This is a genomic window from Sphaerisporangium sp. NPDC049457, from assembly GCF_055586705.1.
Genome location: NZ_JBVJHR010000011.1, coordinates 282,802 through 302,621 on the forward strand (window position 1 = coordinate 282,802; position 19,820 = coordinate 302,621).

Genomic DNA, 19,820 nt, shown 5'->3' on the forward strand with positions numbered 1-19,820 from the left:
GAAGTGACGCGCTGGGTTTCTAGGAGGAAGGCGCTTCATGGGACGGGGACGTCACACGTCATCGCGAGACCGGGGGTCCGATCCCGAGGGGCCGGATCAGCGTGAGCCGTCCGGCTGGCGCGACGACGAGCGCGGAACCGAGGAGTGGCTCGGCCCCGACGCCTGGCCCGACCCGGCGGCGGACGCCCCCGCCGAACCGCTGAAGCTCAGCGCGTGGCAGGCCGTTCCCACCCCCGCCTGGCCGACCGCCTGGGGCGACGAGCCCGAACCGTCCGCCTGGGACCACGAACCGAGACCCGCCTGGAGCGACGAGACGAGACCCGCCTGGGGCGACGAGGCGGGGTTCGCCGCCGGCGGGGGCGCGCCGCACGCCGGCTCCCCGTCCGGTCCCGGTGAGGACGTCCTGCGCCTTGGCCCGGGATCTGTCCCGGAGGGCGACGTTCCGCGCGCGACCACCTCGGAGCGCTACATCCTGCCTGTGGGGCCTGGGCCCGCCTCGGAGGACGACCTCCTGCGTGTGGGTGAGGGGCCCGTCCCGGAGGGCGACGTTCTGCGGGTCGGCCCGGCGCCCGGCGGCGGGGACGGTGAGCCTGCGGGCGCGGCGTACGGAGGCTTTGACGAGCCGGGAGACCGCGGGCGGGGCCGGCGACGCGGCCGGGAGGACGAAGAACGCCCGAAGGCCCGGCGGGGACGACGCACGGTGGCGCTGTCGGCCGTGGCCGTCGTCATGGCCGTCGCCACCGCCGTCATCGGCGTCAAGCTGTCGGCCGGCCAGGTGAACCTCGTGGAGACACCCGACTGCCCGAGCGGCCAGGTCTGCGCGGCCATCGCCCCCGGCAAGCCGTCACAGGGGCAGGACGTCTCGCCCGCACAGACCGGCGCTCCCGACACCCCGACGCCGTCCGACGACGAGTCCGCCCCGCCGGCCTCCAGCACGCCCAGTTCCGCCGCTCGCGACTCGTCCGAGCCCAGGACGGTCCCGTCCACCGGCGCGAGCCGTCCGCCCGCACGGCGCACGGCCGCCCCGTCCGCCCGCCCGACCCCCGACCGCACGCGGACGACCCCGACCGCGGTGCCGGACCCGCCGTCGGACGAGAACGCCGATCCCACTCCGGAGCCGGAGGACACCGAGATCGCGACGCCCGAGACCTCCCCCCTGGGCGACGACGCCGACCCTCTGGTCGCGCCCGGCCGGGTGGCGGTCGACTTCGGCGTGTCGGAGGTCACCCGGGCCGGGTACACGGGCCGGCTGATCATCACCAACACCGGCTCCGCGCTGGACGGCTGGAGCCTGCGCGTGCCCGTCGGCGGCCAGGTCACCGGAGCCGACGGGGCCGAGTGGTCGCAGGAGGGCGAGATACTCGTGCTCACCTCCACCGGCACGCTGGCCGAGGACGAGCAGGCCGTGGTCTCGTTCACCGCCGACGGCGACGCGGACTCTCCGCAGGACTGCGAGCTGACCGGCGGCACCTGCCGCCTCCAGACCGGCGACGACTTCTCATCGGAGGTCGCCCCCGAACGGTGACCCGCGCCGTGCGAAACGGTCCGAGGCCCGAGGGAGCCGTGGCGATCGGTCCCAGGGCAGAGGCGCGCGGACTCGCCGGGCGGATATTTGGTTTGATGGACGCGTGACTCCTCCCCGTGTGCTGACCATCGCAGGCTCCGACTCGGGCGGAGGCGCGGGCATCCAGGCCGATCTGAAGACCATGCTGGCGCTCGGCGTCCACGGCATGAGCGTGATCGCCGCGGTGACCGCGCAGAACTCCCTCGGAGTGCAGGGCTACTGGGAGCTGCCGCCCGACGCGGTGCGCGCGCAGCTCGACTCGGTTCTCGGCGACATCGGCGCCCAGGCGGTCAAGACCGGCATGCTCGCCTCACCACGGCTGGTCACGCTGGTCGCCGAGGTGCTCGCCGGCATGGACGTCCCCGTCGTCGTCGATCCGGTGGGCGTCTCCAAGCACGGCGACCCGCTGCTCGCGCCCGAGGCCGTCCAGACGGTGACCTCCCTGCTGCTGCCGGTGGCGACCGTCGTGACGCCGAACCTGTGGGAGGTCGAGCAGCTCACCTCGGTGAAGGTCGAGGACGAGGACGGCCTGCGGCCGGCCGCGGAGGCGATCTTGGCCCTCGGGCCCGCGTGGGCGTTGATCAAGGGGGGGCATCTCCCCGGCCGGCCGGTCGACCTGCTCACCGACGGCGTCGCCGAGTACCGCTTCTCCGCCGAGCGGCACGACAACCGCCACACCCACGGCACCGGATGCACGCTGGCCTCCGCCATCGCCTCGCACCTGGCGCTGGGGGAGGACGTCCCCGGCGCGGTGGCCAAGGCCAAGGAGTACGTGACGGGCGCCATCGCGCACGGCTTCCCCCTCGGCGCCGGCATCGGCCCGGTCGACCACGCCTGGCGCTGGCGCTGAGGGTCCTGGAACGGCGATGGCCCGCCACCCTGAGGGTGACGGGCCATCGGAAGCCGAAACTAGCGGGTGATCTTGCCCGCCTTGATGCAGGAGGTGCACACGTTCATCCGCTTCGGCGTGCTGCCCACCATGGCGCGCACACGCTGGATGTTGGGGTTCCAGCGGCGGCGGGTGCGGCGGTGCGAGTGCGAGATGTTGTTGCCGAAAGTCGGCCCCTTACCGCAAACGTCGCAGACGGAAGCCACGGTCATCGCTCCTTAGATCAGTCAATGCGCCCGAAACCGAGGTAGAAGCGGCGGTCGGGCATGCCGGGACAACCGGCTGGCCACACGAGAGTATCCGATGTCACCCGGTGCTCGCCAAACGGAGGGGCGGGCGAACGGGGATAATCTCGTATCACCAACCGTAGCGCATCAGCGGAGCCGGCGCGGTCCCGCGCGCGCGAACCAACGTGCGAACCACCGTGCGACCTGCCGTGCGGAGGACGCCCGCCGCGCGCAGGAGGGAGCCCCCATGCCTTCGCAGCCCGCCGACGCCGGGGAAGCGCCGCAGATTCTCGATCCCGCCGCGGTCCGCCGCTGGTCACGGCTGTGCGCCGACGCGCTCGGCAGGGTGCGCACCGAGATCGACGCGCTGAACGTCTTCCCCGTCCCCGATGGGGACACCGGGACGAACCTGCACCTGACGATGCTGTCGGCGGCCGAGGCGGTCGACGGCCTCCCGCAGGACGCGGACGCCGAGGCCACCTGGAGCTCGCTGGCCCACGGGGCGCTGATCGGCGCGCGGGGCAACTCCGGGGTGATCGTCAGCCAGGCGCTGCGCGGCATGGCCGAGGTGCTCAAAACGGCCAAGGGCACCGGCCGCGACCTGTGCGAAGGGCTGGCCAGGGCGGCTGAACTGGCCAGGAACGCGGTGGCGCGCCCGGTGGAGGGCACCGTGCTCAGCGTGCTGAGCGCGGCGGCGGGGGCCGTGGAGCGGGCCCCGGACGCCCCCGGCGCCGACGACGAGCTGGAGTGGGTCGCCAGGCGCGCCGCGTCCGCCGCCCGCGCCGCCCTCGGCCGCACCACCGGGCAGCTCGACGTGCTCGCCCGCAACGGCGTGGTCGACGCGGGCGCCGCGGGGCTGACCGTCATCCTCGAGAGCCTGGCCGCCGTGGTCACCGACTCCTACGTCGGCCGGTACGACGTGCCGGCGCCGGTCGCGCGGGTCGTCCCGCTCGCGCCCGAGGAGCACGGGCGCGAGCGGGACGAGTTCGGCTACGAGGTGATGTACCTGCTGGAGGCCGACGAGACGGCCGTCGCGGCGCTGCGCGAAGAGCTCGACCGCCTCGGCGACTGTCTGGTCGTCGTCGGCGGCGACGGGCTGTGGAACGTGCACGTCCACGTGGACGACGCCGGGGCGGCCGTCGAGGCCGGGATGCGCGCGGGACGGCCGTACCGCGTCAAGATCGTCTATCTGGAGGCGGCGGTGCGCGCGCCCCGCCGCGGGCAGGGCCGCGGCGTGGTGGCCGTCGCGGCGGGCGACGGCATCGCACGGCTGTTCGAGCAGGCCGGAGCCGTGGTGGTGCGCCGCGCGCCCGGTTCGAGCCCGGCCCTCGGGGCCGTCCTGGACGCGATCAGGCAGGCGGGCGCCGAGGTCGCGGTGCTGCCCAACGACGCCGGGGTGAACGCCGTGGCCATGGGCGCCGCGGCGATCGCCCGCGAGGAGGGCGTCGTCGTCAGCGTCCTGCCCACCAAGGCGACCGTCCAGGGGCTCGCGGCGCTGGCCGTCCACGACCCGCTGCGGCGGTTCGACGACGACGTGGTGGCGATGACCGACAGCGCGGGCCACGCCCGTCACGGGCACGTCTGGGTGGCCGACCGGGAGGCCATGACCAGCGCGGGCCTGTGCCGCCCGGGGGACGTGCTCGGCGTGATCGACGGCGACGTCGCGCTGATCGGCTCCGGCGTCGATGCCATGGCCGTCGAGACCACCCGCCGCATGCTGTCGGCGGGCACCGAGCTGGTGACCCTCATCCTGGGCGCGGACGGCGGCGACCGGCCCGCACGGGCCGTCCAGGAGCATCTGGCCTCGGCGCGGCCCGACGTGGAGGTGGTGGTCTACGAGGGCGGCCAGGGCGGCTACCCGCTGCTCATCGGCGTCGAGTGAACCGGCGGCGGGCACGGGGCGGCTTGTGGAGGTTCTTGTCGTCCCGGAGCGGTACAACTGGTTGACGTGACGCGTTTCGACGAGCCGCTCATCAAGGCGCTGGACCCCAAGACGGCCAAGCCGCTCGACAGCTCGCTCAACATCACCACCGTCGGCGAACTGCTGCGCCACTACCCCCGGCGGTACGCCGAGCGTGGCGAGCTCACCGCGCTCGACGCGCTGGAGGTCGACGAGCACGTGACGGTGGTCGGCGAGGTGTCGCGCCTCATGCGCAAGCCCATGCGCAACCGCTCGGGCACCTGGCTTGAGGTCGAGGTCGTCGACGGGCGGCGCAACAAGATCTATCTGTCCTTCTTCGGCAAGGTCTCCCACGTGGTCGAGACCCGGCTCAAGCCCGGCACGCGGGCCATGTTCTCCGGCAAGGTCGGGCGGTTCGGGCAGGGCGAGCGCGCCAAGTGGCAGCTCAACCACCCCGAGTTCGAGCCCTTCGAGGAGGTCGACTCCTCGGCGTCCTCGGCGGCCGAGTTCGCCGCCGCCCCGGTGCCCATCTACCCGGCGGCGGGCGGCATCACCTCCTGGGTGATCCGCCGGGCCATCGGCGTCGTGCTCGACACGCTCGGCCCCATCCCCGACCCCCTGCCAGACGATCTGCGCGCCCGCCACCGGCTGCCCGGCCTGGCCGAGGCGCTGGAGGCCGTCCATCGGCCGCGCGACCAGGGCGACATCTCCCGGGCCCGCAAGAGGCTGAAGTTCGACGAGGCGTTCATGCTGCAGGCCGTGCTGGCCCAGCGGCGCCAGGCCGCGGCCGCGTGGCCCGCCGTCCCGCGTCCCCGCAAGGACGACGGGATGCTCGCCGACTTCGACGGGTGGCTGCCCTTCCAGCTCACCGAGGGCCAGGTCGCGGTCGGCGAAGAGATCGCGGCCGAGCTGGCGCTGGCCCACCCCATGCACCGCCTGCTCCAGGGCGAGGTCGGCGCGGGCAAGACCGTGGTGGCGCTGCGCGCGATGCTCCAGGTCGTCGACGCCGGGGGGCAGGCGGCGCTGCTCGCCCCCACCGAGGTCCTGGCGCAGCAGCACCACAGGTCCATCGTCCGCATGCTCGGCGATCTCGGCACAGGCGGCATGTTCGGCGGCACGGCGGTGACGCTGCTCACCGGCTCCATGGGGGCGGCGGGACGGCGGGCCGCGCTGCTCGACGCCGCCTCCGGCGCGGCCGGCATCGTCGTGGGCACCCACGCCCTGCTCCAGGAGCACGTCCAGTTCGCCGATCTCGGCCTGGTCGTCGTGGACGAACAGCACCGCTTCGGCGTCGAGCAGCGCGACGCGCTGCGCGAGAAGGCCGGGGGCGGACGTCCGCACGTGCTGGTGATGACCGCCACGCCCATCCCGCGCACGGTCGCCATGACGGTGTTCGGCGACCTTGAGGTCTCCACCCTGAGCCAGCTCCCCGCCGGCCGGGCTCCCATCAGCACCCACGTCGTCCCGGTGGCCGACAAACCGCACTTCCTCGACCGCACCTGGGCGCGCATCCGCGAGGAGGTCGGCCTGGGCCGCCAGGCGTACATCGTGTGCCCCCGCATCGGCGACCTGGAGGGCGACGAGGGCGATCTGAGCGACCTGGCCGAGCCCGGTGACCTGGCCGAGCCCGGCGAGGCGGCGGGGCCGGGGGAGGGCGAGCGCCGTCCGCCGCTGGCCGTCCTGGAGGTCGCGCCCATGCTCGCCGGCGGGCCGCTGTCCGGCCTGCGCGTCGAGATCCTGCACGGGCGCCTGCCTCCTGAGGAGAAGGACGCCGTGATGCGGGCCTTCACGCGCGGCGAGGTCGACGTGCTGGTGGCCACCACGGTGATCGAGGTCGGCGTGGACGTCCCGAACGCGTCCGTCATGGTCATCATGGACGCCGACCGGTTCGGCGTGTCCCAGCTCCACCAGCTCCGCGGGCGGGTGGGCCGAGGAGGCCTGCCCGGCCTGTGCCTGCTGGTCACCGACTTCCCGGCCGGCACCCCGGCCCGCGAGCGGCTCGACGCGGTCGCCGCCACGCTCGACGGGTTCGAGCTGTCCCGGGTCGATCTCGAACAGCGGCGCGAGGGCGACGTGCTCGGCGCGGCCCAGTCCGGGCGCAGGTCCTCGCTCAAGATGCTGCGGCTGCTCCGCGACGAGGACGTCATCAGCGACGCGCGGGAAGAGGCCGGGCGCCTGCTGTCGGACGATCCCGAGCTCACGGCGCACCCAGCGCTCCGCGCCGAGATCGACCGCCTCCTCGGCGACGACCGCGCCGAGTTCCTCGAGAAGGCCTGATCGCCCGTCGCCCCCGGGGGTGGGGCGGGTGTGGGCGGAAAAAATGACCCAGGGCCCAGCCTTGGGACGGCCTCCCCCCGAATGCCGTCCCCGGCTGGGCCCACCCTCGGGTCAGGTGCCGAGGGCACCGGCGCGCGGAAGGGCTCACGATCACGCCGGTCGGCCTTCCCCTGGGTCACCATGAAGGCCGCAGAACTCATCATGTGGGCTCCGGCCGCCCCAGGGAATCACCCTTGCGCTTTCGTCGACGACACTTGGCCACTCTTGACCTGGGTGCCCCGGCCGTCGCGGCGGCGGCGAGAATGGGCGGGTGAGCCGAGTCATCGCAGGAACCGCAGGCGGGCGCCGCATCGCCGTCCCTCCGGGGCGCGCCACCCGGCCGACGAGCGACCGCGCCAGGGAAGGGCTGTTCTCCACCGTCGGGTCCCTGCTCGGGCCGCTGGAGGACGCCAGGGTGCTCGACCTGTACGCCGGTTCCGGCGCGGTGGGCCTGGAGGCGCTCTCGCGGGGCGCCGCGCACGCGCTGCTGGTGGAGTCCGACGCCAAGGCCCTGCGCACGATCAGGGCGAACATCGCCGCCCTCGGCCTGCCCGGGGCGGTCGTGACCGCTGACAGGGTCGAGCGGGTGGTGGCGGGCCCGTGCCCCGAGCCGTACGACTTCGTGTTCGCCGACCCGCCGTACGCCGTGAAGGACGAGGCGGTCCGCGAGGTGCTCGAACGGCTGCGCGACAACGGCTGGCTGGTTCCCGACGCCCTTGTGGCGGTGGAGCGCGAGTCACGGGGGAAGGACCTTGTCTGGCCCTCCGGATACGCGGAGGAGAGGGTCCGTCGCTATGGCGAAGCGTCCGTTTGGTACGGTCGCGCCGCCGGGAACCAGTGAAACTGGGGGTACGCCTTGCGTCGCGTCGTCTGTCCGGGGTCGTTCGACCCCGTCACCAACGGTCACCTCGACATCATCGGCCGGACGTCCCGGTTGTACGACGAGGTCGTCGTCGCCGTGCTCATCAACGTCGAGAAGAAGAGCCTGTTCACCGTGGACGAGCGCATCGAGACGCTCGAGGCGGTGACCCGCGAGTACGGCAATGTGCGGGTCGAGAAGTTCTACGGGCTGCTCGTGGACTTCTGCAAGCAGCAGGGCATCCCGACGATCGTCAAGGGCCTGCGCGCGGTGAGCGACTTCGACTACGAGCTGCAGATGGCCCAGCTCAACTACCGCATGTCGGGCGTCGAGACGCTGTTCATGTCCACCAACCCCGAGTACTCCTTCCTGTCGTCGAGCAGGCTCAAGGAGATCGCCCGCTATGGTGGTGACGTCTCGGGGCTCGTGCCCGATCTTGTACACCGTATGCTGGTCGAACGGCTCCGCGGCTGAGTGCTGGTATTCTTTCTCATCGGCCTTGTACGACGGCGGTGATTCGCCATGCCTCAAGAGAGCAGGAAGACGCTGCATAGCCTCGACCCCCGGGCGCCCTGGGTGATTTCGACCCACGATCTGGGACGACGGCCGGGCACCATGCGCGAGATCTCCCGTTCCCTCCCGGCTCCGGCGAATCTCACCGTCGGCATGATCGGCGTCCCCGAGGGCGCCGAAGTCGAGCTGGACATCCGGCTCGAGGCAGTGATGGAAGGCGTGCTCGTCACGGGCACGGCGCGGGCTCCGCTTTCGGGCGAGTGCTCGCGGTGCCTGGATCCATTGACTTCGGAGATCGAGGTCGGGTACCAGGAGCTCTTCTTCTACTCGGCGGAAGACGCCGCCGAGGACGACTCACTCCTCGACGGTGAACTGCTCGATCTCGAGCCGACGTTCCGCGACGCGGTGGTGCTCGCACTGCCGTTGAGCCCGGTCTGCGATGAAGACTGCCCCGGGCTCTGCGTGGAGTGTGGGATCAAGCTGGCGGAAGCCGGCCCAGATCACCGGCACGAGAGCATCGACGCCCGCTGGGCGGCGCTGCGAAGCCTGAACATCGAGAACAACAAGACCCAGGAGGGTTGACGTGGCCGTCCCCAAGCGGAAGATGTCGCGGAGCAACACCCGCTCCCGCCGCGCGCAGTGGAAGACCGCCGCGCCCGCGCTCGTGAGCTGCAACCAGTGCCGGTCGCCGAAGCTGCCGCACGTGGCATGCCCGACCTGCGGCACCTACAACCGCCGACAGGTCATCGAGCCGTCGGCCTGATCACGCCTGCGGTGGCCGGTGAGCCGGCCGGATGCCCCGCATCCGGCCGGGACGACCGTCCACCGTGCCAAGGCGTGCGGTGGCGGTTCGCCCGCGGCCGTGGTGGGCGCCGGGGCCGCCGCAATCTCCCGGCGTCCACCACGTTTTCGGGCACCCGCGTTCCATCCGCCATCGCGACCATGGTCGTGACGTGCTGCGTGACGGCCGGATACACACCGTCCGAGGAGGAGACGTGGCCGCAGGTGGGAAACCGATTCCAGTAGAGGTCGCCAGGGACGAGCTCGAGCGGGTTCTCGACGTCAAGCTGGACGAGCCGCTTCTTGAGCGGGCGCTGACGCACCGCTCGTACGCGTACGAGAACGGTGGCCTGCCCACCAACGAGCGCCTTGAGTTCCTCGGCGACTCGGTGCTGGGCCTGGTGGTCACCGACACCCTGTTCCGGGGGCATCCCGACCTTCCCGAGGGCCAGCTGGCCAAGCTGCGCGCGGCCGTGGTCAACATGCGCGCCCTCGCCGACGTCGCCCGCGCCCTGGACCTCGGCCGGTTCACCCGGCTCGGCCGGGGCGAAGAGGGCACCGGCGGGCGCGACAAGTCGTCGATCCTCGCCGACACCCTTGAGGCGCTCATCGGCGCCGTCTATGTCGACAAGGGCCTGGACGAGGCCTTCCGTGTGGTCCACCTGCTGTTCGACCCGCTGATCAAGCGCTCGGCCTCGCTCGGGGCCGGCCTCGACTGGAAGACCTCGCTGCAGGAGCTGACCGCCTCCGAGATGCTCGGCGTGCCCGAGTACCACGTGGACGAGAGCGGCCCCGACCACGCCAAGTCGTTCACCGCGATCGTCAAGGTCGGCGGGCAGGAGTACGGCTCGGGCGCGGGGCGCAGCAAGAAGGAGGCCGAGCAGCAGGCAGCCGAGGCCGCCTGGAACGCGATCCGCGCCCGCAGCGAGGCCCAGGACAAAAAGGCCAGCTGACCCATGCCCGAGCTGCCCGAGGTCGAGGTCGTCCGGCGCGGGCTGTCGCGCTGGGTGGCCGGGCGCACGGTGGCCTTCGCCGAGGTCCTGCATCCGCGCGCGATCCGCAGGCACGTCCCGGGGGCCGCGGAGTTCGCCGGGCGGCTGGCGGGCCGCACGCTGGTCTCGGCCGAGCGCCGCGGCAAGTACCTCTGGCTGCCCCTCGCCGAGCCCCTGAACGGCTCTGGAGGCCCGGCGACCGGCGAGGCGCACGGCGGCGGCGCGTCCGAGGCGTTGCTGGCGCATCTGGGCATGAGCGGCCAGCTGCTGGTGGTCGAGGCGGGCTCGACGCTGGAGAAGCATCTGCGGGTGCGCCTGGGTTTCGACGACGGCGGCCCCGAGCTGCGGTTCGTCGACCAGCGCACCTTCGGTCACCTGCTGGTCGCCCCGCTGCTGCCGCTGGAGCGTCCCGTCCCCGAGCCGATCGCGCACATCGCGGCCGACCCGCTGGAGGAGGCGTTCGACGAGGAGGTGTTCGCGCTGCGGCTCGGCACCCGGCAGACCGAGGTCAAGCGGGCGCTGCTGGACCAGTCGCTGATCAGCGGCGTGGGCAACATCTACGCCGACGAGGCGCTGTGGCGCGCCGGGCTGCACGGCGGCACGCCGACCCGTACGCTGAGCAGGCGGAAGATCGACGAGCTGCTGGCGGCGGTGCGCGCGGTGATGACCGAGGCCCTCGGCCAGGGCGGCACCTCCTTCGACAGCCTGTACGTCAACGTCAACGGCGAGAGCGGCTACTTCGACCGGTCGCTGAACGTGTACGGCCGCGAGGGCGAGCCGTGCGGGCGCTGCGGCGGGCCGGTCCGGCGCGAGGCTTTCATGAACAGGTCCTCCTACAGTTGTCCCCGTTGTCAACCCCGGGTGGCGACATGAGCGGGGATGCCCCGGCGGGCGCAAGTGAGATTCGTCTCAACGCCTGGGTGCGGGGCCACGTGCAGGGGGTGGGTTTCCGCTGGTGGACCCGGGCCCGGGCGCTGGAGCTCGGCCTGGTGGGGTCGGCGTCCAACCTGGACGACGGGCGGGTCGAGGTCGTCGCCGAAGGGCCTCGGGAAGCCTGTGAGAAGCTTCTCGCCCTGCTCAGGGGTGGGGGCACCCCTGGGCGGGTAGATGCTGTAGTGGAGCGCTGGTCACCGGTTCGCGGCGGTTTTGGTGGATTCGTGGAGCGGTAGGCGCTTCCCTTAAACCCCCTAAATGCGGTATATTTACATGTCGGGAGTGCCCATTGGCGCATTCGTGGGGAGCGTTCAACTTGACCGCCTCCATTGCCGGTGCGACTCTTGATAGGAAACACGCGCACCCCTCCCGCGGCAAGAAGTGCGCGAACCAGTTTGGTCACTCAGCGTGGAGGACCCTTAACCATGGCGAAGGCTCTACTCGGCCACGTCGGCGGTCTCGACCCTCGAATGGTCTCGGAAATGCGCCGTCTCCAGCAGCGAATCCGGGATCTGGAGGCAGAGCTCACAAGGCTCCAGGCCCAGAACGACGCTCTCGCGGCCCAGTCGCGTGATGAGGCGTTCTCTCGCCTGCAAGATCGCGAGCCGGCCCTCACCTGAGAGGTTCGGTACGGCAACACACCGTCAGGGACGCCCCGCAAAGGCGTCCCTTGTCATTTCCGCGCTCCTCCGCGTGGCCGCCCGGCTTCTCTCCGCGTCCCCCGCGCATCCGCGCGCTCAGAGTGGCCGTCCTTGACGGGCTCGTACCCATGCGCGGCCGGTCCGGCGCGCCCCCGCGTCCCCGTGGAGGTCCGCAGGCCTCCCGGCCCGGCGTCTCCCGGCGTCCCCGGCATCGCGGGTGAGCACACCCGAGGCCGTCTGAGCCGGTAGTGTGCCCCGGAGGGGCCCTCCGGAAGGCACGCGGGCGGGTCCCGGGCGAACGGGGAGGTCGGCGCGCGTGTACCTCAAGAACCTCACGCTGCGCGGCTTCAAGTCCTTCGCCTCCGCCACCGCCCTGAAGTTCGAGCCCGGCATCACCGCCGTCGTCGGCCCCAACGGCTCGGGCAAGTCCAATGTCGTGGACGCCCTCGCCTGGGTCATGGGCGAGCACAGCGCCAAGTCCCTGCGCGGCGGCAAGATGGAGGACGTCATCTTCGCCGGCACCTCCTCGCGGCCGCCGCTCGGGCGCGCCGAGGTGACGCTGACCATCGACAACACCGATGGCGCCCTCCCCATCGACTACACCGAGGTCACGATCAGCCGGCTGATGTTCCGGTCCGGCCAGAGCGAGTACGCCATCAACGGCGACACCTGCCGGCTGCTGGACATCCAGGAGCTGCTGTCGGACTCCGGCATCGGCCGCGAGATGCACGTCATCGTCGGCCAGGGCCAGCTCGACGCCGTCCTGCACGCCGGCCCCGAGGAGCGCAGGGCGTTCATCGAAGAGGCCGCGGGCGTGCTGAAGCACCGCAAGCGCAAAGAGAAGGCGCTGCGCAAGCTCGACGCCATGCAGGCCAACCTCACCCGCGTCCAGGACCTCGCCACCGAGCTGCGCCGCCAGCTCAAGCCGCTGGGCCGCCAGGCCGAGATCGCCCGCAAGGCCGCCGTCATCCAGGCCGACCTGCGCGACGCGCGGCTGCGCCTGCTCGCCGACGACGTCGTCCGCCTGCGCGACCACCTCGACCGGGAGGCCGCCGACGAGGCCGCCGTCCGCGCCCGGCGCACCCAGGTCGAGACCGACCTTGAGCGCGGGCAGGCCCGCGAGGCCGAGCTGGAGGCCGCCGAGAGCGCCGCCCAGCCGCGCCTGGCCTCCGCCCAGGAGACCTACTACCGCCTCGCCGCGCTCAAAGAGCGCTTCCACAGCGTCGAGACGCTGGCCGCCGAGCGGCACCGTCACGCCGTCGAGGCCGCCGCCATCGAGCGCCGCGGGCGCGACCCCGAAGATTACGAACGCGAGGCCGCCGAGGTGCGCGAGCGCGAGGAGGCCCTGAAGGTCGAGCTGGAGCAGGCCGAAGAGATCCTCGAACAGGCCGTCTGGCGCCGCACCGAGGCCGAGAGCGCCCTCGCCGTCGAAGAGCGCCGCCTGGCCGCGGCGGCGCGGGAGGCCGCCGACCGTCGCGAGAGCCTGGCCAGGCTGCGCGGCGAGGTGGCCGCCGTTCGCGGGCGCGCGAGGGCGGCCGAGGAAGAGATCGGGCGCCTCAGCAAGGCCCTGCAGGAGGCCCGCCAGCGCAGTGAGCGGGCTCGCGAGGAGCACGACGCGCAGCAGGAGGCGGAGCCGGCCTCCGATCCCGCGCTCGCCGACGAGCTGGCCCGCGCTCAGCAGGGCGTCGATGAGGCCAAGGCCGCGGTCGAGGAGGCCCGTGCCGCCGTGGAGGAGGCCAAGGCGGCCGCCGAGGCCCCGCGGCGGGCCCTGGCCGAGGCGCGCGCGGCCGTGAGCGCGGCGCGCGCCGCCGACCAGCAGGCTCAGCGGGCGGTCGCGGCCCTGGAGGCCCGCGGGGAGGCCCTGCGCATGGGCCTGGCCCAGGGCGCCGACGGCGGCGCGGCCCTGATGGCCTCCGGCGTGTCCGGGGTGCTCGGCCCGCTCGCCGCGATGATGACCGTGCGGCCGGGCGCCGAGGTGGCCGTGGCCGCCGTGCTCGGCGCCGCCGCCGAGGCGGTGGCGGTGGAGTCGCTGTCCACCGTCGTGGACGCGGTCGAGCTGCTGCGCGCCGAGGACGCCGGCCGGGTCGCGCTGGTCGTCGCCGCGGACGCCGCGGTGGCGCGGCCGGCGCCGGTCGAGGGGGCCGAGTGGGCCGCCGATCTGGTGTCGGTGTCCGACGAGTTCCGTCCCGCCGTCGAGAGCCTGCTCTCCGGCGTGGTCGTCGTCGAGGACGTGCAGGTGGCCAGGAAGGTCGTGGAGGAGCGCCCCGACGTGCGGGCCGTCACCTCGGCGGGCGACCTGGTGGGGGCGTTCTTCGCCCAGGGCGGATCCGGCGGCGGCGGTTCGGCGCTGCAGGTGCGCGCCGCCCTCGACCAGGCCGTCGCCGATCTCGAACAGTCCCGCGCCACCGCCGAGAGCACCGCCGAGGAGCTCGAACGCGCGGCGGGCGCCGAGCGCGCCGCCCAGCAGGCCGTGGAGGCCGTCCAGGCGCGGGCCGCGCAGGCGCAGACCGGCGTCAACACCGCCCAGGCCGGGGTGAACGCCGCGCAGGCCGAGCTCGACCGCGTACGGGCGAAGCAGCGCGAGGCCGACCAGCGGGCCGCCGTCGCCGCCAGGCGGCTGGCCCAGCTCGACGCGGCCGCGAGGGCTGCGAGCGACGAGTGCGACCGGCTCGCCCGCGGCGTCGCCGCCGCCGAGCAGGCACGCGACCGCGACATCGCCGGGGTCGCCGAGCTGGAGGAGCGCCTGGCAGAGGCCGAGTACGCCGACGAACTGGCCGCCGAGCCGACCACCGAGATCCGCGATAAGCTGGCGGCGGCCTGCAACGTCGGCCGGCAGGCCGAGATGGAGGCGCGGCTGACCGTCCGCACGGCCGAGGAGCGCGTCCGCGGCATCGCCGGCCGCGCCGACCAGCTCGTGCGGGCCGCCCGGCGTGAGCGCGAGGAACGGGCCGGAGCCGCCGCGCTGCGCGAGCGGCGCCGCGCGCAGGCCCAGGTCGCCGAGGCCGTCGTCCGCGGCGCCGGGCGCGCCCTCGGGGTGCTGGAGGCCTCGCTGGCCCTGGCGGCCGACGAGCGCGAGGACGCCGAGCGGGCGCGCGGCGAGATCGACGCCGAACTCAAGGCCGTGCGCGCGCGGGTGCGCGAGCTGGCGGCCGAGCTGGACAAACTGGTCAACCGGGCCCACGGCAACGAGGTGGCCCGCACCGAGCAGCGGCTGCGCCTGGAGCAGATGGAGCAGCGGGCCATGGAGGAGTACGGCGTCGAGATGGACGCCCTGATCTCCGAGTACGGCCCCGGGCAGCCCGTGCCGACCGCCGAGGGCGACCCCGTGCCCTACGTCCGCGAAGAGCAGGAGAAGCGCGCCAAGATCGCCGAACGGCAGATGGCCCAGCTCGGCAAGGTCAACCCGCTGGCGCTGGAGGAGTTCGCGGCGCTGGAGGAGCGGCACGCCTTCCTCAACTCCCAGCTCGAAGACCTGCGGAAGACCCGCCGCGATCTGCTGACCGTGGTCAAGGAGGTCGACGAGCGGGTGGAGCAGGTCTTCACGGCCGCCTACGAGGACGTCGCCCGCGAGTTCGAGACCATCTTCACCCGGGTCTTCCCCGGCGGCGAGGGCCGCCTGCTGCTGACCGACCCCGCCGACATGCTCACCACCGGCGTCGAGGTCGAGGCGCGGCCCCCGGGCAAGAAGGTCAAGCGCCTGTCCCTGCTGTCCGGCGGCGAGCGCTCGCTGACCGCCGTGGCGTTCCTCATCTCGATCTTCAAGGCGCGGCCGTCGCCGTTCTACGTCATGGACGAGGTCGAGGCGGCGCTGGACGACACCAACACCCAGCGGCTGCTGACGCTGTTCGAGGAGCTGCGCCAGAGCTCCCAGCTCATCGTCATCACCCACCAGAAGCGCACCATGGAGATCGCCGACGCCCTCTACGGGGTCAGCATGCGCGGCGACGGCGTCACCCAGGTCGTAAGCCAACGCCTCCGCGAACGCGAATCCGCCTGACCCCGCGGCCGCGCGCCGGCCCGATTCTCCGGCGAGCGGTCCTAGATAAGGGATATGCATGCAACCTGCATGCTAATTTGGTGGCATGGGTACCATACAGATTCGGGACGTCCCGGACGGCACCGAGCGGACGCTCAAAGCGCGGGCTGAGCGTGAAGGCAAGTCGCTGACGGCGTACGTCCGCGATCTGCTGACCGAGGAGGCTTCCACCCCGACGCTGGACGAGGTCATGGCCAAGATCGCCGGTGACGAGCCCGTTCCCTACGATCCGGACTTCGTTCGTCAGACGTTGCGCGAGGGGCGCCGGTGAGCCTGGTCGTCGATGCCTCGATCGTCTTCCGCCTGCTGGCGAACGTGAAGGGGGACGACCTGCTCCGTCAGCGCTTGGCGCGCAAGTTGCACGCTCCGGCGTTGATCGACGTCGAGATGGCCTCCGTCGTGCGAGGACACGTGATCACCAGCAAGCCGGAGGTGCGCATCTCGGAAGCCCGGGCGCGGGTCATGCTGGAACGCTACGCGCAGCTCAGAATCGTCCGGCACCCGATGCTGCCGCTGCAGTCGCGGGTACTGGAGTTGCGCGACGACCTCACCGCCTACGACGGCATGTACGTGGCTCTCGCCGAACTGCTGGGAGTGCCACTGCTCACCGACGACGCCAAGTTCGCCGGCTCCGCCGGTCACCGGGCGGAGATCCACCGTTATCCCCCGCCCTTGGCGTGAGTCGCGACCAACGCCTCCGCGAACACGAGTCCGCCTGACCTCGCCGCCGCGCGTCCGGACCGCCGGTGGTCGTGGTCATGGCTTGTCGACGGTGCGTCGCGACGGCCAAGATTCGGCGGACGCCCTGACGGCGGACCCTCCCACGGCCCGCGGCGCGAGCGGCCTCGAACGCTCCAAATCGGCGCAACCGGCGCGGCGCGGGCAAGCCGGGGCGTGAGCACGGCCGGTCGTCTGGAAAACTGACATCTTGTGGATGGGTATCTCGGCATCGTAGTGATCGTTGTCGTCGTCGCGTTGCTCGCGGCGGGCGGCATGTTCCTGCTGTTCCGGCCACGGGACAGGCACGCGCCTCCGCCGGTGAGACCGGCTGAGGCGCCGACCGTCACCGAGCCCGGCCCAGGGCAGGCTCCGTCGACCGGCGTGCTGGAAGACGAAGCGGTCACCACCACCGTGCCGCCCCCGGCCAAGCCGGCCGAGCCCGTCGCGCCGCCGGCGCCGGCCATCGAGATCCCGCCGCCGTCCGCCGGCCGCATGGTGCGGCTGCGCGCCCGGCTGGCCCGCTCGCAGAGCACCCTGGGCAAGGGCCTGCTGGAGCTGCTGTCGCGCGACCGCCTGGACGACGACGTCTGGGACGAGATCGAGGACACGCTGATCACCGCCGACGTGGGCGTCAGCCCCACGCGCACGATGGTCGAAGAGCTGCGCACCAAGGTCAAGGTGCTGGGCTCCCGCAGCCACGACGAGGTGCGCGGCCTGCTGCGCGAGCAGCTGCTCGGCCAGATCGGCGCCGACATGGACCGCACCCTGCACACCGCCCCGCACGGCGAGCGGCCCGCCGTCGTACTCGTCGTCGGGGTGAACGGCACCGGCAAGACCACGACCACCGGCAAGCTCGCCCGCGCGCTCATCGGCGACGGCCGCAAGGTCCTGCTGGGTGCCGCCGACACCTTCCGGGCCGCCGCGGCCGACCAGCTGCAGACCTGGGCCGAGCGCGTCGGCGCCGAGGTGGTGCGCAAGGACGAGGGCGCCGACCCGGCCTCCGTCGCCTTCGACGCGGTGTCCAAGGGCATCGACGACAAGGTCGACACGGTCATCGTCGACACCGCCGGCCGTCTGCACACCAAGACCGGCCTGATGGACGAACTTGGCAAGGTCAAGCGCGTCATCGAGAAGAAGGCCACGGTCGACGAGGTCCTGCTGGTGCTCGACGCCACCACCGGTCAGAACGGCATGCGCCAGGCGCAGGTCTTCGCCGAGGCGGTCAACATCACCGGCATCGTCCTGACCAAGCTCGACGGCACGGCCAAGGGCGGCATCGTCATCTCCGTCCAGCGCGAGCTGGGCGTCCCCGTGAAGCTCGTCGGCCTCGGCGAGGGCCCCGACGACCTCGCCCCCTTCGACCCCGAGGTCTTCACCGACGCCCTCCTCGGCGACTGACACTCCCTGTGTCAACCTCAGGCCGCAACGAGTTCGTTGAGTGCTGCTGCGGCTCGGGTGATGGCGGCGGCGTTCCTCGGGGGCCCGGGGGTGGCGCGGGTGGTTTCGCGCCGGTGGAGCGGTTCGGGTCCGGGGAACGCCGCCGGGTGGTTCAGGCGACCGTGCAGGCCGTGCCGTTGAGGGAGAACGCGGACGGCTTGCCGTTGTTGCCGGTGTGAGTGGCCTGGAAGCCGATGGCGACGGAGGCGCCCGGCGCCAGTGAGCCGTTGTAGGAGACGTTCTTCGCCGTCACCTGGCCGCTGGTGGGACTGTAGGTGGCGTTCCAGCCGGAAGTGATGGTCTGCCCGCTGGGAAGGGTGAACGTCAGCGACCAGCCGTTGATCGCGGCAGAACCGATGTTGGTGATCGAGATGTCCTCGGTCAGCCCGGTGTTCCACGCGTTGACCGTGGCGCTGACGCGGCAGAGGCTCGGCCCGCTGGTGGGTGTCGGCGTGGGGGTCGGGGTGGGCGTCGGCGTGGGCGTCGGCGTGGGAGTCGGAGTTGGGGTCGGGGTCGGAGTGGGTGTGGGGCTCGGTGAGGTGCCGTCGAGGCCGAGGAAGGAGATGGCGTAGGCGAGCTGGCCGTTCATCGGCAGGTCATGGCCGACGCCCGAGATGCTGACACCCTCGACGGTGGCCTGGGTGCCGGTGCCGCCGTACCGGGTGCGGGTCCAGGACGACTGTGGGTGGTCGGTGAACGCCGGGGTCTGGCTCAGGCCGTGCAGGTTGGTCCACTGCTTGATCTCCTCGCCGTAGTTGGGGTAGGCGAGGGTGGTGTCGGTGGTGCCGTGCCACAGTTGGATGCGGGGGTAGCGTCCGGTGTAGCCGGGGTACATGGCGCGGGCCTGGTCGCCCCACTGCTGGGCGCTCTTGATCAGGTTGCCGCCGGAGCACTGGCTGTTCCACAGCGACCCGTTGGTGGTGGCGAAGCATCCGGCGGGGACGCCGGAGAACGCCGAGGCGGCCGAGAACACGTCGGGGTACTGGGCGGCGAGCACGTTGGTCATCATCGCGCCGGAGGAGAAGCCGCTGACCACGATGCGGCCCGGGTCGACGTTGTAGCGCTGCCGGGCGTAGGACACCATCGACATGATGCCGGTCGAGTCGCCGCCGCCGTCGCGCCGCAGCGCGTTCGCGGTGGAGACGTCGAAACATTTCTCGCTGCGGGTGGCCTCGGGCAGCACGATGACGTACCCGTACCGGTCGGCCGCGGTGACGTAGTCCTTCCCGTTCCAGCCGAAGATCGAGCTGGCCGAACCGCCGCAGTAGTGCACCAGCACCAGCAACGCCGGTCGCGCCGCGACGCGGTCCGGCACGTAGATGTACATGTTCAGATTCGTCGGGTTGTTACCGAAACCGGTCACCCGGGTCAGCGACGCGGCCGTGGCGGGTTGCATGGCCAGGAGCAGGCCGGCGATCACCAACGGCAAGGCGGCGGCCAGCATGACTCTGAGCTTCGATCTCACGCTGTGTCCCTTCTTCGGGATGTGCGGGTGGCTTCGTGGCGGCGCGGGTCAGGCCGCGGTGCAGGTGAGCACGGGCACGCTGTTGGTGCCGTTCCAGGTGCCGAGGAACCCGAACTCCGCGGTCGCACCGGCGCCGAGCGAGCCGTTGTAGTCCACGTTGCGGGCGGTGACCTGGGAGCCGCTGGCGCTGATCGTGGCGCTCCAGCTCTGGGTGACCGACTGGCCGTTGCCGAACTGCCAGCCGACCGTCCACGACGAGATGGCCGAGCCGCCCGCCGTGACCTTCACCGCGGCCTGGAAGCCGCCCGTCCACTGCCCGGTGATGGAGTACACGGCCGAGCACGACTTCCCTCCGGGAGTCGGAGTCGGGGTCGGCGTGGGCGTCGGGGTGGGCGTCGGAGTCGGAGTCGGAGTCGGGGTGGGCGTCGGGGTCGGCGTGGGGGTGCCCTGGCTGATGCTGCCGGGTACGGCCTGGAGTGCGGCGTACCAGGCGGCGGCCATCTTGTCGTAGCCGTTGGCGGTGGGGTGGATGCCGTCGATGAGGTCGC

General features: G+C 72.4%; 19 protein-coding genes. 16 read left to right on the top strand and 3 right to left on the bottom strand.

Features of this window, described 5'->3' with window-relative positions; translation table 11 throughout:
- The first annotated feature begins 37 nt into the window (after positions 1–37).
- Positions 38–1,525 carry a hypothetical protein gene (locus ACZ6QO_RS19380; protein WP_465852393.1) on the top strand — a complete coding sequence of 496 codons (1,488 nt, stop codon included), beginning with the start codon at positions 38–40 and terminating at the stop codon, positions 1,523–1,525.
- A gap of 103 nt (positions 1,526–1,628) precedes the next feature.
- Positions 1,629–2,414: a bifunctional hydroxymethylpyrimidine kinase/phosphomethylpyrimidine kinase gene (thiD, locus tag ACZ6QO_RS19385; protein WP_465852394.1), complete on the top strand. Its 786-nt coding sequence runs from the start codon at positions 1,629–1,631 to the stop codon at positions 2,412–2,414.
- A 59-nt stretch (positions 2,415–2,473) separates the two neighbouring features.
- Here the strand turns inward: thiD and rpmB are convergent, their stop codons facing one another.
- Complete coding sequence (gene rpmB, locus ACZ6QO_RS19390; protein ID WP_465852396.1) at positions 2,474–2,659, bottom strand: 50S ribosomal protein L28; 186 nt, start codon at positions 2,657–2,659, stop codon at positions 2,474–2,476.
- Between the two features lie 268 nt (positions 2,660–2,927).
- Between rpmB and ACZ6QO_RS19395 the strand changes: the two genes are divergently transcribed.
- The 14 genes from ACZ6QO_RS19395 (at position 2,928) to ftsY (ending at position 17,768) form a co-directional block, all read left to right on the top strand.
- On the top strand, positions 2,928–4,562 hold the full coding sequence (locus ACZ6QO_RS19395; protein ID WP_465852398.1) for a DAK2 domain-containing protein: 1,635 nt from the start codon (positions 2,928–2,930) through the stop codon (positions 4,560–4,562).
- A 66-nt stretch (positions 4,563–4,628) separates the two neighbouring features.
- On the top strand, positions 4,629–6,857 hold the full coding sequence (recG, locus tag ACZ6QO_RS19400; RefSeq protein ID WP_465852399.1) for an ATP-dependent DNA helicase RecG: 2,229 nt from the start codon (positions 4,629–4,631) through the stop codon (positions 6,855–6,857).
- Positions 6,858–7,167: 310 nt separating this feature from the next.
- Positions 7,168–7,737 (top strand): 16S rRNA (guanine(966)-N(2))-methyltransferase RsmD, encoded by a 570-nt coding sequence (rsmD, locus tag ACZ6QO_RS19405; RefSeq protein ID WP_465852401.1) that lies wholly within the window; start codon positions 7,168–7,170, stop codon positions 7,735–7,737.
- 15 nt (positions 7,738–7,752) lie between these two features.
- Entirely contained in the window at positions 7,753–8,229 is a 477-nt protein-coding gene (gene coaD / locus ACZ6QO_RS19410) for a pantetheine-phosphate adenylyltransferase (protein WP_189161848.1), read from the top strand.
- Positions 8,230–8,277: 48 nt separating this feature from the next.
- A complete protein-coding gene (locus ACZ6QO_RS19415; RefSeq protein ID WP_465852404.1) occupies positions 8,278–8,850 on the top strand; it encodes a YceD family protein in 573 nt (190 codons plus the stop codon).
- Between the two features lies 1 nt (position 8,851).
- On the top strand, positions 8,852–9,031 hold the full coding sequence (gene rpmF / locus ACZ6QO_RS19420; RefSeq protein ID WP_189161846.1) for a 50S ribosomal protein L32: 180 nt from the start codon (positions 8,852–8,854) through the stop codon (positions 9,029–9,031).
- Between the two features lie 232 nt (positions 9,032–9,263).
- Entirely contained in the window at positions 9,264–10,001 is a 738-nt protein-coding gene (gene rnc, locus ACZ6QO_RS19425; RefSeq protein WP_465852406.1) for a ribonuclease III, read from the top strand.
- A gap of 3 nt (positions 10,002–10,004) precedes the next feature.
- Positions 10,005–10,913, top strand: coding sequence for a bifunctional DNA-formamidopyrimidine glycosylase/DNA-(apurinic or apyrimidinic site) lyase (gene mutM, locus ACZ6QO_RS19430; RefSeq protein ID WP_465852407.1), 909 nt, complete (start codon positions 10,005–10,007; stop codon positions 10,911–10,913).
- A complete protein-coding gene (locus tag ACZ6QO_RS19435) occupies positions 10,910–11,209 on the top strand; it encodes an acylphosphatase (protein WP_465852408.1) in 300 nt (99 codons plus the stop codon). Before mutM ends, ACZ6QO_RS19435 begins: the two co-directional genes overlap by 4 nt.
- A 189-nt stretch (positions 11,210–11,398) precedes the next feature.
- On the top strand, positions 11,399–11,593 hold the full coding sequence (locus tag ACZ6QO_RS19440) for a hypothetical protein (protein ID WP_248958190.1): 195 nt from the start codon (positions 11,399–11,401) through the stop codon (positions 11,591–11,593).
- Positions 11,594–11,930: 337 nt separating this feature from the next.
- A complete protein-coding gene (smc, locus tag ACZ6QO_RS19445; RefSeq protein WP_465852409.1) occupies positions 11,931–15,611 on the top strand; it encodes a chromosome segregation protein SMC in 3,681 nt (1,226 codons plus the stop codon).
- A gap of 85 nt (positions 15,612–15,696) precedes the next feature.
- Positions 15,697–15,921, top strand: coding sequence for a FitA-like ribbon-helix-helix domain-containing protein (locus tag ACZ6QO_RS19450; RefSeq protein WP_465852411.1), 225 nt, complete (start codon positions 15,697–15,699; stop codon positions 15,919–15,921).
- A complete protein-coding gene (locus tag ACZ6QO_RS19455; protein ID WP_465852413.1) occupies positions 15,918–16,331 on the top strand; it encodes a type II toxin-antitoxin system VapC family toxin in 414 nt (137 codons plus the stop codon). Before ACZ6QO_RS19450 ends, ACZ6QO_RS19455 begins: the two co-directional genes overlap by 4 nt.
- Positions 16,332–16,580: 249 nt before the next feature.
- Positions 16,581–17,768 (top strand): signal recognition particle-docking protein FtsY, encoded by a 1,188-nt coding sequence (gene ftsY / locus ACZ6QO_RS19460; protein WP_465852415.1) that lies wholly within the window; start codon positions 16,581–16,583, stop codon positions 17,766–17,768.
- 151 nt (positions 17,769–17,919) lie between these two features.
- On the opposite strand, the gene ACZ6QO_RS19465 is transcribed toward ftsY, so the two are convergent.
- Both ACZ6QO_RS19465 and ACZ6QO_RS19470 read right to left on the bottom strand, forming a co-directional pair.
- Positions 17,920–19,272 (bottom strand): extracellular catalytic domain type 1 short-chain-length polyhydroxyalkanoate depolymerase, encoded by a 1,353-nt coding sequence (locus ACZ6QO_RS19465; RefSeq protein WP_465852417.1) that lies wholly within the window; start codon positions 19,270–19,272, stop codon positions 17,920–17,922.
- Between the two features lie 48 nt (positions 19,273–19,320).
- Positions 19,321–19,820 (bottom strand): cellulose binding domain-containing protein (locus ACZ6QO_RS19470; protein ID WP_465852419.1); only part of this gene is annotated, 500 nt, incomplete at its 5' end.

Excerpts from the sequence above, each read along its gene's own strand:
- ACZ6QO_RS19380 (WP_465852393.1), top strand. The coding sequence starts at position 38 with ATGGGACGGGGACGTCACACGTCATCGCGAGACCGGGGGTCCGATCCC.
- ACZ6QO_RS19395 (WP_465852398.1), top strand. The coding sequence starts at position 2,928 with ATGCCTTCGCAGCCCGCCGACGCCGGGGAAGCGCCGCAGATTCTCGAT.
- ACZ6QO_RS19415 (WP_465852404.1), top strand. The coding sequence starts at position 8,278 with ATGCCTCAAGAGAGCAGGAAGACGCTGCATAGCCTCGACCCCCGGGCG.
- mutM (WP_465852407.1), top strand. The coding sequence starts at position 10,005 with ATGCCCGAGCTGCCCGAGGTCGAGGTCGTCCGGCGCGGGCTGTCGCGC.
- ACZ6QO_RS19435 (WP_465852408.1), top strand. The coding sequence starts at position 10,910 with ATGAGCGGGGATGCCCCGGCGGGCGCAAGTGAGATTCGTCTCAACGCC.
- ACZ6QO_RS19440 (WP_248958190.1), top strand. The coding sequence starts at position 11,399 with ATGGCGAAGGCTCTACTCGGCCACGTCGGCGGTCTCGACCCTCGAATG.
- ACZ6QO_RS19450 (WP_465852411.1), top strand. The coding sequence starts at position 15,697 with ATGGGTACCATACAGATTCGGGACGTCCCGGACGGCACCGAGCGGACG.